This window comes from Mycobacterium bourgelatii (genome assembly GCF_010723575.1).
In the GTDB taxonomy this organism is placed as follows: domain Bacteria; phylum Actinomycetota; class Actinomycetes; order Mycobacteriales; family Mycobacteriaceae; genus Mycobacterium; species Mycobacterium bourgelatii.
Map to the genome: position 1 here is coordinate 3,583,629 of NZ_BLKZ01000001.1, position 12,318 is coordinate 3,595,946.

Annotated in this window: 11 protein-coding genes; 2 read left to right on the forward strand and 9 right to left on the reverse strand. The window is 66.7% G+C overall.

Features of this window, described 5'->3' with window-relative positions; all coding sequences use genetic code 11:
• Positions 1 to 12 precede the first annotated feature (12 nt).
• Entirely contained in the window at positions 13 to 1,167 is a 1,155-nt protein-coding gene (ftsZ, locus tag G6N68_RS15605) for a cell division protein FtsZ (protein ID WP_163713892.1), read from the reverse strand.
• 418 nt (positions 1,168 to 1,585) lie between these two features.
• Here ftsZ and G6N68_RS15610 point away from each other — a divergent pair, with 418 nt between their 5' ends.
• Positions 1,586 to 2,671 carry a class 1 fructose-bisphosphatase gene (locus tag G6N68_RS15610; RefSeq protein WP_163713895.1) on the forward strand — a complete coding sequence of 362 codons (1,086 nt, stop codon included), beginning with the start codon at positions 1,586 to 1,588 and terminating at the stop codon, positions 2,669 to 2,671.
• Between the two features lie 36 nt (positions 2,672 to 2,707).
• A complete protein-coding gene (locus G6N68_RS15615; protein ID WP_163713897.1) occupies positions 2,708 to 3,607 on the forward strand; it encodes a phosphoribulokinase in 900 nt (299 codons plus the stop codon).
• Here the strand turns inward: G6N68_RS15615 and G6N68_RS15620 are convergent.
• The 8 genes from G6N68_RS15620 to G6N68_RS15655 all read right to left on the reverse strand — a co-directional run bounded on the left by G6N68_RS15620 (position 3,604) and on the right by G6N68_RS15655 (position 12,317).
• The gene (locus tag G6N68_RS15620) at positions 3,604 to 5,097 is read right to left on the reverse strand and encodes an NADH-quinone oxidoreductase subunit M (protein ID WP_163713901.1); all 1,494 of its coding nucleotides are present in this window, start codon (positions 5,095 to 5,097) and stop codon (positions 3,604 to 3,606) included. The two genes, G6N68_RS15615 and G6N68_RS15620, sit on opposite strands and share 4 nt — an antisense overlap.
• Positions 5,097 to 6,986, reverse strand: a complete 1,890-nt coding sequence (nuoL, locus tag G6N68_RS15625; protein WP_163713903.1) for an NADH-quinone oxidoreductase subunit L — start codon at positions 6,984 to 6,986, stop codon at positions 5,097 to 5,099. Before nuoL ends, G6N68_RS15620 begins: the two co-directional genes overlap by 1 nt.
• A 63-nt stretch (positions 6,987 to 7,049) precedes the next feature.
• A complete protein-coding gene (locus tag G6N68_RS15630; protein WP_163713904.1) occupies positions 7,050 to 7,895 on the reverse strand; it encodes a hypothetical protein in 846 nt (281 codons plus the stop codon).
• Complete coding sequence (locus tag G6N68_RS15635; protein ID WP_163713905.1) at positions 7,892 to 9,094, reverse strand: NHL repeat-containing protein; 1,203 nt, start codon at positions 9,092 to 9,094, stop codon at positions 7,892 to 7,894. The genes G6N68_RS15630 and G6N68_RS15635 overlap by 4 nt, the downstream gene beginning before the upstream one ends.
• Positions 9,091 to 9,981 (reverse strand): NifU family protein, encoded by an 891-nt coding sequence (locus G6N68_RS15640; RefSeq protein ID WP_163713908.1) that lies wholly within the window; start codon positions 9,979 to 9,981, stop codon positions 9,091 to 9,093. The genes G6N68_RS15635 and G6N68_RS15640 overlap by 4 nt, the downstream gene beginning before the upstream one ends.
• A gap of 21 nt (positions 9,982 to 10,002) precedes the next feature.
• Entirely contained in the window at positions 10,003 to 11,253 is a 1,251-nt protein-coding gene (locus tag G6N68_RS15645) for a hypothetical protein (RefSeq protein WP_163713911.1), read from the reverse strand.
• A gap of 6 nt (positions 11,254 to 11,259) precedes the next feature.
• Positions 11,260 to 11,538, reverse strand: coding sequence for a hypothetical protein (locus G6N68_RS15650; protein WP_240355493.1), 279 nt, complete (start codon positions 11,536 to 11,538; stop codon positions 11,260 to 11,262).
• A gap of 5 nt (positions 11,539 to 11,543) precedes the next feature.
• Positions 11,544 to 12,317 (reverse strand): hydrogenase maturation protease, encoded by a 774-nt coding sequence (locus G6N68_RS15655; RefSeq protein WP_163718671.1) that lies wholly within the window; start codon positions 12,315 to 12,317, stop codon positions 11,544 to 11,546.
• Between the last annotated feature and the right edge of the window lies 1 nt (position 12,318).

The window sequence follows — 12,318 nt, forward strand, 5'->3', positions numbered from 1 at the left end:
CAAATCGAGACCTCAGCGACGCATGAACGGCGGCACGTCGACGTCGTCGTCGTCGCCACCGATGCTCAACGTCGCGCCGTTGGTGTGGACCGGCACGCTCACGGCGTCGACCGGCTCGAACAGCGTCGAGGTGAGCTTGCCCGCCCGGGCCGACTCGATCCGGTGGGCACCACCGCCCGTCGACTCACCCGCCTCGCCGACGACCGGCTTGCGGCCGGGTCCGGCGACATCGAAGCCCGCGGCGATGACCGTCACCCGCACCTCGTCGCCCAGCGAGTCGTCGATCACGGTGCCGAAGATGATGTTCGCTTCGGGGTGCGCGGCGTCCTGCACCAGCGAGGCGGCCTCGTTGATCTCGAACAGGCCCAGGTCGCTGCCGCCGGCGATGGACATCAGCACGCCCTGCGCGCCCTCCATGGACGCTTCCAGCAGCGGCGAGTTGATGGCGATCTCGGCCGCCTTGAGCGACCGGCCCTCGCCGCGGGCCGAGCCGATGCCCATCAGCGCGGTGCCCGCACCCGACATGATGCCCTTGACGTCGGCGAAGTCGACGTTGATGAGGCCGGGTGTGGTGATCAGGTCGGTGATGCCCTGCACGCCGTTGAGCAGCACCTCGTCGGCGCTGCGGAACGCGTCCATCAGCGAGACGGCCGCGTCGCCCATCTGCAGCAGCCGGTCGTTGGGGATCACGATCAAGGTGTCGCAGCTCTCCCGGAGCGACTGAATCCCGGCCTCGGCCTGGTTGCTGCGCCGCTTGCCCTCGAAGGAGAACGGCCGGGTGACGACGCCGACGGTCAGCGCGCCCAGCTTGCGGGCGATGCTGGCGACGACGGGCGCCCCACCGGTACCCGTGCCACCGCCCTCACCGGCGGTGACGAACACCATGTCGGCCCCGCGGAGCAGTTCCTCGATCTCGTCCTTGGCGTCCTCGGCCGCCTTCCGGCCGACCTCGGGGTCGGCGCCGGCGCCCAGGCCACGGGTCGAGTCGCGGCCGACGTCGAGCTTGACGTCGGCGTCGCTCATCAGCAACGCCTGCGCGTCGGTGTTGATGGCGATGAACTCGACTCCCTTGAGTCCCTGCTCGATCATCCGGTTGACGGCGTTGACGCCGCCACCACCGATGCCCACGACCTTGATGACGGCGAGATAGTTATGTGGGGGGGTCATCATTCGTCTTCCTCCCTGAGGGGCTTGTTGTGTCCCTGCCCGTGTCCGTTTGCACCCGGTGTGTCTGCTTGAAAAGTCTCAACCTCAACCATAGATTTAGAGTTATGTCAAGTAGTTCCGCGTAACCAGAACCGTATGGGTATGACGCGGACTAACCGTGCAGGCGCGCCGACGCGTTGCACGCATTTTTTCTGTGCGGCCGTGCTTTCGCGGCCCCGCATTGCTGTCCTCGCCCGGGTGAACCCCGCAAACTTCTGACGGCCGGGCCGCGCCTCGCGGCAGTTCGGGGTGCGCAAACATCCACCCTGCGGACCCCCCTAAAGGGGGATGGACCGGCGCCGCGCAGGTCAGAGCATATGGCTGAGTCCGTTACGGCCTTCGTGAATCGTCCCTGCGCCGCTCGCCGGAGGTACCGCGCATGCTTACCCACCACACCACGCTGGTGAAGTTCCTCATCGAGGAGCGACGACGCCACCCCGAGGCCAGCGGCGACCTCAACTCGCTGATCCTTGACGTCGCGCTGGCGTGCAAGGCCATCTCCACCCGGGTGGCCCAGGGCGAGCTCGGGGGCGTGCTGGGCGCCGCCGACGCGGTGAACGTCGCGGTGAACGTGCAGGGCGAGGTGCAACAGAAGCTCGATGTGCTGGCCAACGACTACTTCTTGCGGGCCAACGAATGGGGTGGGCAGGTGGCCGGCATGGTCACCGAGGAGCTCGCCGAGCCCTACCTGCTGCCGACGCAGTATCCACGCGGCAAGTACCTGCTGGTTTTCGATCCGCTCGATGGCTCGTCGAACATCGACGTCAACGTCTCGGTGGGCAGCATCTTTTCGATTCTGCGGGCGCCCGAACCGGGTGTGGACCCCGCACCCGAAGATTTCCTGCAGCCGGGCTCGCGGCAGGTGTGTGCGGGCTACGCGATCTACGGGCCGTCGACGATGCTGGTGCTCACGGTGGGCACCGGGGTGCACGCGTTCACCCTGGACCCCACCCTCGGCGAATTCGTGCTCAGCCGCCCGTCGATCCAAATCCCGCGAACCACAAACGAATTCGCCATCAATGCGTCGAACAGGCGGTTCTGGGAACCGGCCGTGCAGCGCTACATCGACGAGTGCCTGGCGGGCCGCACCGGGCCGCGGGGCAAGGACTTCAACATGCGGTGGGTCGCATCGCTGGTCGCCGAAACGCATCGGATTCTGACCCGAGGCGGGGTGTTTCTCTACCCGCGGGACGCCAAGGACCCGGCCAAGGCGGGACGGCTGCGCCTGCTCTACGAGGCGAACCCGATCGCATTCCTGGTCGAGCAGGCCGGCGGCAGCGCCAGCACCGGCCGCAAACGACTGCTCGACGTCGTGCCGACCAGCCTGCATCAGCGGGTGCCGCTGATCTTTGGCGCGGCAGATGAGGTGGAGCTCATCGAGGAGTACCACCGCGGCGATTACGTGCGGCCCTCCGCGTCCCCGCTGTACGGCGTTCGGGGCCTGTACCGCGTCGTGACCGCCTGATCGATCGGAAAGACCGCATCTACTGGGAGTAAACACATGTCACGCCTGCACCCGATCATCTCCGTGACCGGTTCTTCTGGCGCGGGAACCACGTCTGTGATGCGGACGTTCGAACAGATCTTCCGCCGGGAGAACATCAACGTTGCGTTCGTCGAGGGCGACAGCTTCCACCGGTACGACCGTGTCGCGATGAAGGCGGCGATCGCCGAGGCGCACGCCCGCGGCGACCACTCCTTCAGCCATTTCGGTCCGGAGGCGAATCTGTTCGAAGAGCTGCAATGCCTGTTCGAGACGTACGGCGAGACGGGTACCGGCAAGATCCGCCGGTACCTGCACGACGAGACGGAAGCCGCGCCCTATGGGCAGGAGCCGGGCACGTTCACGCCGTGGGAGGAAATCCCGCCGGACACCGACATGCTCTTTTACGAAGGGCTGCACGGCGCGATCGTCACCGACGAGGTGAACGTCGCGGCACACGCCGACCTACGCATCGGCGTGGTGCCGGTGATCAACCTCGAGTGGATTCAGAAGCTGCACCGCGACAGGACCTCCCGCGGATACAGCCCCGAGGCCGTGACCGCCACCATCCTGCGACGCATGCCCGACTACGTGAACTACATGTGCACCCAGTTCTCGCACACCGACGTCAACTTCCAACGCGTGCCGGTGGTAGACACCTCCAACCCGTTCATCGCCCGGTCCATCCCCACCGCCGACGAGTCGATGCTGATCATCCGGTTCCGTGATCCACATGGCATCGACTTTCCGTATCTGCTTGCCATGCTGCATGATTCGTTCATGTCCCGGCCGAACACGATCGTGTGTCCGGGCGGCAAGATGGACCTGGCGATGCAGCTGATCTTCACCCCGATGGTGTTGCGGCTGATGGAGCGCCGCAAGGCGCAGCTGGCCGAGGTGAAGTTGGCCGCGCTTTAGCCCGCATTCGTCACGTGATGCTCGAACCGCTCGGCCAGGTGCTGGGCGATCGCCGGGTTGATCACGTCAAGGGCGGGCTTGGGGTAAACACCCAAAGCGATGAGCATGGCGAGCAACGGCACGACGACGAGCCGCTCACGAGGCACCAGGTCGCGGACCTTGCGGTTGTCATCGGCAACCGGGCCCGTCATCATCCGCTGGTACAGCCACAGGATGTAGATGGCCGACAGCACCAGCGCGGTCGCTGCGCACACCGCAAACACCGGGTAGCGGGTGAATGTTCCTATCAGCACCAGAAATTCGCTGACGAACGGTGCCAGCCCCGGCAACGCCAACGACGCCATGCCGGCGACCAGCAAGGTCCCGGCCAGCACCGGGGCGACCTGTTGCACACCGCCGTAGTCGGCAATGAGGCGGGTTCCCCTGCGCGACACCAGAAAACCGGCGATCAGAAACAGTGCGGCCGTCGACAAGCCGTGGTTGACCATGTACAACGCCGCACCGGACTGTCCCTGGCTGGTCATCGCAAAAATGCCGAGGACGATGAAGCCGAAGTGGCTGATCGAGGTGTAGGCGATCACGCGGATCAGGTCGCTTTGGCCGATCGCGACCAGCGCACCGTAGCCGATACCGATGACCGCGAGCGTGATCACGAAGGGCCGAAAAAGCGTCGCGCTGCCGGGAAAGAGCTGTAGGCAGTAGCGCAGCATGCCGAAGGTGCCGATTTTGTCGACCACGGCCATCATCAACACCGCGGTCGCCGGGGTCGCCTCGGCGGCCACACCCGGAAGCCAAGTGTGCAGCGGCCACAGCGGCGCCTTGACGGCGAACGCGAACAGGAAGCCGAGAAACAACAAGTGCGTGACGGCCGGGCTCGCTGTGAACTGACCCGGTGAGACCGCTGCGGTGATCGCACGGAAATCGAAGGTCCCCGCGATCAGATTCAACCCGATGAGCGCGACGAACATGAACAAGCCGCCAAACAGGCTGTACAGCAGAAACTTCAGCGCGGCCCGCGGGGCACCCGCTCCCCCGTATCGGCCGATGAGGAAGTACATCGGTATCAGCATTGCTTCGAAGAACACGAAGAACAGCAGCACGTCGAGTGCCACCAGGGCGACCAGCATCATCGACTCGACCACCAGCATCAACCCCAGGTAGATGTTGGGTCGTTCCACGTCATTCCAGCCGGCGAGCAGCAGCAGCGGCATCAGCACGCTGGTCAGGACCACCAGCACCATGGCGACGCCGTCCAAGCCGACGATGTAGCTCGCCCCGAACGAGCTTATCCAGGAATGCTTTTCGACGAACTGGTAGTGCGGGTCCGACGGGGAGAAGCGGGCGAACAGCACGGCCACGATCGACAGAACGACCGTCGAAACGCCGAGGGCGGCGTATTTCGCCGCCAGCGGCCGGTTGGCCGGCAGCGCCGCGACCACGGCCGACCCCACCAGCGGCGCTACCCACAACGCGGTCAACAACGGGGCCATCACGTCCTCCCTAGAACGAAGCTCAGTAGTACGGCGGCGGCGCCGCAGAACGCCGTCAACGCATAGGAGCGCACGAAACCGGTTTGGATGCGCCGGATACGCGTGGACGCCAGACCGACCAGCCGGGCGATGCCTTCGACGGCGCCGTCGATATGCATCAACTCCACGTCGACCAGGGCTCGCGACAACCGTTGTCCCGGCCGCATGAGCGCGGCTTCGTTGACCTTGTCGCCGAACAGATCCTGGCGCGCGGCGATGACTGGCATCGACACCCATTCCGAGACAGACGTTTTCACCGGTCGCGCGGCGTACTTGTGATACGCCGCCGCAATGCCGATGGCGACCACCGTCAGGGTGATGGCGGTGAGGGTGCCGACTGGAATCGCCGGTTGCGCCTCGGTGATGCCGGCCGGGTTGGTGACCGGTTGTAACCAGTGCTGCAGGGTGCCGTTGAGGGCTAGTGCGGCACCGCCACCGAGTGATCCGAGGGCAAGGACGACCATGGGTGCGGTCATGACGGCGGGTGATTCGTGCGGATGAGTGTCTGGTTGCCAACGTCTTTCGCCGAAGAAGGTCAGGATCATGACCCGGGTCATGTAGAACGCGGTGAGCCCGGCCCCGACCAGAGTGGCGACGCCGAGTGTCTCGTCTGCCGTGAATGCGGCTTCGATGATGGCGTCCTTGGAGAAGAAGCCCGCGAACGGCGGGATGCCGATGATCGCGAGGTAGCCCAGGCCGAAGGTGACGAAGGTGATCGGCATGACCTTTCGCAGGCCGCCGTATCGGCGCATATCGGTCTCGTCGTTCATGCCGTGCATGACCGAGCCGGCACCCAGGAACAAGCCGGCTTTGAAAAAGCCGTGGGTGAGTAGATGCATGATGGCCACGGCGTAGCCGGCCGGGCCCAGCCCGGCCGCCAGCACCATGTAGCCGATCTGCGACATCGTCGAGGCGGCCAGCGCCTTCTTGATGTCATCCTTGGCGCAGCCGATGATCGCGCCGAACAGCAGCGTGACCGCGCCCACCGCCACAACTGCAGTACGGGCGGCGGGCGCGAGATCGAAGATCGGGCCGGACCGCACAATCAGGTACACGCCGGCGGTGACCATGGTGGCGGCGTGGATCAGGGCGCTGACCGGGGTGGGGCCCTCCATCGCGTCACCAAGCCAGGACTGCAGCGGGACCTGGGCGCTCTTGCCACAGGCGGCCAGCAGCAACATCAACCCGATCGCGTCCAGCGTGCCCTGCGACGCCGCGGCCGCCTCCTCGAATACCCCTGGGTAAGAGAGGGTTCCAAAGCGGGCGAACATGATCATCAACGCAACCGCCAGCCCTACGTCGCCGACCCGGTTGACAATGAAGGCCTTCTTGGCCGCGGTCGCGGCCGCCGGCTTGTGCGACCAGAACCCGATCAGCAAGTAGGACGCCAAACCGACACCCTCCCAGCCGAAATACAGCCCGAGGTAGTTGTCGGCGAGGACGAGCAACAGCATGGCGGCCACGAACAGGTTCAGATAACCGAAAAAGCGGCGGCGGGCCGGGTCGTCGCGCATGTAGCCGATCGAATAGAGGTGTATCAACGCCCCGACACCGGTGATCAGCAGCACGAAGCACACGCTCAGTGCGTCCAGTTGCAACCCGAAGTCGACGTTCAGGGTGCCGACCTGCAGCCAGCTGAACAATGTCTCGTGGATCGCGCGATCGTCGACGGGCCGCCGCAACAGATCGACGAAAAGCACGATCCCGCAACAGAACGACGCGAGTACCGTAGCGCAGCCGAGCAGATGGCCCCAGGGGTCGGTGCGGCGACCGACGACCAGCAGCGTCGCCGCCCCGGCAAGTGGCAGCGCAATCAGCAACCACACCAGCGACGAAAGAGTGGTGTTCACAGCTCGTAGGCTTGCGCACCGGTGGTCGCCGTTACACCCCGAATTGGGTGATCTGTCAGGTGGTTAGCCCCGCAAGGAACCGAGCCCCACCAGGCCCGGGTCGAACGTCGCCCGGGATGCGACGGAAGTGGCCGCGGCCGCGACCACCACGGCCGCGTCTTGTTCGTGCCCCTTGGGGAAGACGATCTCGGCGCTGTCCGGGCCGTCCCGGTGGGCCATCAGCCAGTCGTAGAGCAGCCAGTCGATCGCGCAGGTGACGGCCAGCGGGTCGGCTTCGGGGCTGCGGGCCGCCTCGATGACGGAGTTGAGCGCTTCCAGGTGCTCGCGCCGTGCGGCGTCCTTGTTCACGCCCGAGCTGTCGAACATCATCATTGACAGCGTCAGCGGAAAGCGTTGCCCCGCTTCGGTTCGCACCACCCAGCGCCCGCCCAACCACGGCCGCGCCGGGTCCACCTGCTGCATCTCGCCGAAGCCGCCCACCACCCCCAGGCTGGGTTCGTCGAGTTGGTCGTCCAGTGGTGCCGGGCCCAGCAGCCCGAGCGGTTGCCGGGCCCGAATGGAGAACAGGGCGGCGGTTCCGACGATCTTTCCGGCGCGCAGGTCGGGCTTGATCCCGGTCACGTCGGTGGCCGCCGCGTACTCGAAACACAGCCGATCCAGGGCGCGGTGCAGGTCGAGCAGATCGTCACGTTCGGCCGCGTCGGCGGGAGCCCGGCCCCCGCCCAGGATTTCGCCGAACCGTTCGGCCGCGATGATCAGCGCGTCGTCGAGCGCTTCCAGGTGGGTGGCGATCAGCCGATCCGCTTCGTCGTCGTGCTCTACCAGCTTCTGTAACGACGTGGGCGTACCGGACGGAGTGGTCCAGTAGAAGCCGATCTGCCCGTCGGACTGGATGATTCGCGGTCTCACCGCCGCCGCCAGATCACGACCCGGTTGTTGCCGGAGTCGGCGACCGCCAACCGGTCGCCGCGCAGTGACAACCCGTACGGCCAGCACAGCGTATCGCGCTGCACCGAGGTCCAGCGGTTCTCGCCGTTGGTACCGAAGGTCGGCTGCGCCAGGACGTGATCGGCCGGCCGACCGTCGGTGGGTACACCGTCGGCCATGCCGTCCCACAACAGGATCCGGTTGTTGGCGGTGTCCGCCACGGCCAGCCGGTCTTCCTCGAGTCCGAGTGCGTACGGGAACCGGAACCGGTCACCGGTGTGCGGACCGTACGGCCATTCCTGCGCGCTTTCGAAATCCGGTTGCCCGAGCAGGATATCGGCGGGGCCGTCGGCGTCCGGCAGCGGCGACCAGCCCAAGATGCGGTGATTGCCGGCATCCGCGATCAGCAGCAGGTCGTCGCGCCCGGTAATGTCGTGCGGCCAGCGGAAACTCGCGGGACCGACCGTGCCGCCCCGATTCTCTTCGCGGTGTGTGGCATCCGGTTGACCGAGCACGATATCGGCCGGTTGGCCCGGGTCGGGAAGGCCGTTGCACCAACCCAAAACCCGCCGATTGCCCGTGTCGGCCACCCAGAACCTGCCACCGATGATCGCGATGCCGAATGGCCAGTAGAACGACGCCGCCGTGCATTCCGATCCGGCATTGGGCTCCACCGAGGACGCGTCTGCCTGCCCGAGTATGACGTCGGGCGCCACATCGCTGGACTCGGGAACCTTGTCCCAGATCAGAATTCGGTGGTGCCAGGCATCGGCGACGATCAGGCGACCCTCGTGCACCAACACCCCGGTGGGCAGGTTCATCCCGCGTTCCGGCCCCCGTCCGCCCGCCGCGCGACCTTCGGTCGAGCCGTCCGGCTGACCGAGCACCACGTCGGCCGGTTGCTCGTCGGCGCCGGGAATGCCGTGCCACAACAACACTCGGTGATTGCCGGAGTCGGCCACCACCAGATGGTTGTCGCCGAGGAACACGCCGCGCGGCGAATACATCCACGCCATCGTCGGCTCGGCGGCGGGAAGGGCGAGTCCGCCGACCGCCGGCGCGCCCAGCCACACCTCGGGCGACCATCCGTCGGTGAGGTCGACGTCGGCCACCGGCTCAGTCCGCGCGGCCGGCGCCGTCGGGAACGTGCCGATATTGTGCCGGACCGTGTAGCGACTCATCCGCGCACTCGGACCCAGACGTCTCCGTTGTCGACGCGCAGCGGCAACTGTTCGAGCTGCGCGCCCGGCGCGCTCAGGCATTCGCCCGAGGACGCGTCGTAGCAGAAACCGTGCCACGGGCAGGTCAGCGTCCCGGTGCCGACGTCCACGATGGCGTTGTCCAATGGCATTGCCTCATGGGCACATTCATTGCGGTACGCCGACAGCCGACGATCGACGCTCACCACGATCACGTCGGCGCTCTCACCGGAATCGGCCGTCAGGCTGCGTACCGTCACCACGCCGTCGGCCACGTCGTCCACGGGTCCGAGTTTGGCCCACCCGTCCCGCACCCGGCCGGGGCCAGGGCCGATGCGTAGCGCTTCGAGCGGGATCAGCGTCGGCGACGGCTCGTTGGGCAGCACCTCGACGGCAGAGATCGCGGGCACGCCTTCGACCAGGGCCTGTTCGACCAGGTTGCGCAACGTCACCGACGACATCGAGCAACCGTTGCACGCCCCTTCGAGCCGTACGTATGCGGTGCCGTCCTCGACCCGCACCAGGGTGACATCCCCCCCGTGGCTTTGCAATTGGGGCCGCACCGAAACCAGTACCCGATTGGCGTGGGTCACCGGGTCCGGACGGATGATCTCGTGTAGCGACAGCAACAGGTGCACCACCGGGTCGTCCACCAACTCGAACAGCACGGCACGCGCCGCATCGTCTTCGCGCATCCGGCGAACGATGGTCACCAATCCGGCGCGGTGCACCGCTTCGAGCGCGGCCTTGAGCTCCTCGGCGACGGCGCGGGACTTCGGGTCGAGGTCGGCCAGGGCCGACACCGCGTCATCGACACGCTTGGCCAGTTCCTCCAGTTGGGGCTCGTCCACTTTCGATGTCACAGTCATCGGTCATTCCCCCACCGCTCATCACTCGCCACGCGAAAGCGCTGTCTGCCTTGCGATTTCGTCCAACACGCCGCGCACGGCGCGCACCGAGTCGTGATCCTGCTGCTCCTCGAACAGGAAACGCGACTCGTAGAGCTTGGCCTTGGCCTGGTCGAACATGCCCAGGTGGGCCAGCGCATTGCCCTGGTTGGCCAACACCCTGGCGCGGCCCAGTGGATCGGTCTCCCGGTCTCGTACGGCCAGCACGCCCTCGTAGAGTTCCACCGCCTCGACCAGGTTGTCGGCCTGATGCTTGGACGGCGTATACACCAGCGAATTGGCCAGGTTCAGTTGAACACTGGCCCACTGTTCGGGGTACTGCTCCGGCGTGTAGACCTTCAGCGCCGAGCGCAACGATTGCGCGGCCACGCCCAGCCGCAACTGGTCGGACGCCTCCACCATCGGCATCGTCAGATACGCCGTCGCGAGGTTGGCATGCGCGGACGCCCACAGCAGCGGCGCCTCCTCCCGCAGCACCAACTGCAGGGCGGAGTGATAGTGCGGAATGGCCTTCGACAGCCACGCCGGATTGTCTTGAGCGCGTTCATGGATCAAGCCCGCGATGGCGAGGTGTAATTCGGCACGGGCAACGCGAAGGCCGTCGGCACCGTCGAGCAGCTGCAGCGCCCGCTCGAATCGCTCTTGAGCCGACCAGTCCTCGATGTCCCGGCAGATCGATCCGGCCGCCCCGACCAACACGCCCTGCAGACAGGGTGACACCGTCGAGGCCGCGTCGGCCGCCCGCTCCAGCAGGGTTATCGCGGTTTCCGGATCCCCCGCCGCCAGCGCGTGCGTAGCCTGTGCCGAGAGTGCCGCGGCGGCGAGCTCACCGGTGGCGTCGTCGACCTCGGGTGGGGTGTCGCGCCTACCGAGGGTGAACAGCACAAGGTCGACCAGCACGCCGAATTCGCCGAGCTCGGTGCGCAATTCGTCGGTGTCCATACCCTCGGGACCCTCGGGGTGCAGCACGAAGCGGTTGTATCGGGTTACCGGGTCCGCACCGGTCAGGTGGGCAAGCGCGGCCTCGACGTCCCCGTCGTGCGCGAGTTGCAGCGCGCGCAGCCCGGCGGGCCATTCGTCAGGTAGGTTGCCGGCCAACAGCTTTGCGCGCACCAGGTCGTTTTCCTCGGCGGCCGGGATGAGCAGGTAGCCCAGCGGCAGCGGGAATGCGCCCAGCGCCTGGGGCCGGTCCGCGAGCGTCATCGGAGCGTCGAGTTCGGAGGCTGCCGTCATCGTGTCTCATCCATTCAGGGGTCCCCCTCCGATATTGCGTTCGGCGGCGCGCTTGATCAGGCCGGCCGACAACTCGGCACGACGCTTGGTCGCGTGGGTGTCGATCCGCTTTCGAACCACCCCGTCGGCGAAGACGACGATGATCTCCACTGCCCAGCGGCCATTTTCTTCCACCACTACGGTCTGTACGTCCAGCGCTTCGTCGGCCGAGCTGTCGGCACGGGCTGCCGTCGGCGGGCAGTCCCGCTGATCGGGCTGCCCCCCGTCCGTCGGACGCTCAGCCATGAGAATCACCCTGGCGGCCCCGGTTCGTCGTGCAACGGGATGCGCAGCGCCCTGTGCTCATCGTCCCAGCATGCCCGAAGCACACCCGAAATCGCGCGGTCGGCGATCACCTCACGAATTAACAGCGAGCGGTCGCCGGCCGGGTTGCGCTGTTTGAGTAGCAGGCCACCGCTGCGCGGACCGCGCAGCGGAACCAGCCACAGGTCGCCGTCGCGGACCATGGCGACCACGGCGTCGGACGGAAACCTGCTGGCCGCCAATTCCGCGTCCAACCGGAGGTACCCGTCGGCGGTGAGCTCGACCGTGATCTCGTCGGCTACTTCCGGACGCAGCGCGGCCAGGTATTCGGCCTCGATCCGATCGATGACCTGCTCCATCGCGGTCTGCACGGGCTCGGAGAGGTCGGCCCCCAACTCCACACCGCTGACCTCGATGAGATACACGGTGATGTCCGTCGGGCAGTCCTCGGCGAGGGCCCAGCGGGCGAAGGCGATGGCGTGGTCCCACCGAAAGGAGTGGGTGTGCAGGCCCTGCAGCGGGGGCAGTTCCTCCAGTTCCTCGCCCGGCACTTTGAAGATGGTTCCCGGCGCGGAGCCCGTCGCCGCCGCGTCGATGATCACCACCCGTTCGGCGCCGCGCATCTGGAATGCGACATCCATGCCCGCGGTACCGCCGTCGACCAGCTTCGCCCCGTCCGGCACGCCCCGCTCCCACAGGTGCCGGACCAGGATCGGCCCGACCCCGTCGTCCCCGCGCAGCAGGTTGCCGCAGCCGACCACC

What these genes read in the sequence shown, in the direction of transcription:
- G6N68_RS15610 (WP_163713895.1), top strand. Translation starts at nt 1,586, where the DNA reads ATGCTTACCCACCACACCACGCTGGTGAAGTTCCTCATCGAGGAGCGA.
- ftsZ (WP_163713892.1), bottom strand. Translation starts at nt 1,167, where the DNA reads ATGACCCCCCCACATAACTATCTCGCCGTCATCAAGGTCGTGGGCATC.
- G6N68_RS15650 (WP_240355493.1), bottom strand. Translation starts at nt 11,538, where the DNA reads ATGGCTGAGCGTCCGACGGACGGGGGGCAGCCCGATCAGCGGGACTGC.
- G6N68_RS15615 (WP_163713897.1), top strand. Translation starts at nt 2,708, where the DNA reads ATGTCACGCCTGCACCCGATCATCTCCGTGACCGGTTCTTCTGGCGCG.
- G6N68_RS15640 (WP_163713908.1), bottom strand. Translation starts at nt 9,981, where the DNA reads ATGACTGTGACATCGAAAGTGGACGAGCCCCAACTGGAGGAACTGGCC.
- G6N68_RS15645 (WP_163713911.1), bottom strand. Translation starts at nt 11,253, where the DNA reads ATGACGGCAGCCTCCGAACTCGACGCTCCGATGACGCTCGCGGACCGG.
- G6N68_RS15635 (WP_163713905.1), bottom strand. Translation starts at nt 9,094, where the DNA reads ATGAGTCGCTACACGGTCCGGCACAATATCGGCACGTTCCCGACGGCG.
- G6N68_RS15620 (WP_163713901.1), bottom strand. Translation starts at nt 5,097, where the DNA reads ATGGCCCCGTTGTTGACCGCGTTGTGGGTAGCGCCGCTGGTGGGGTCG.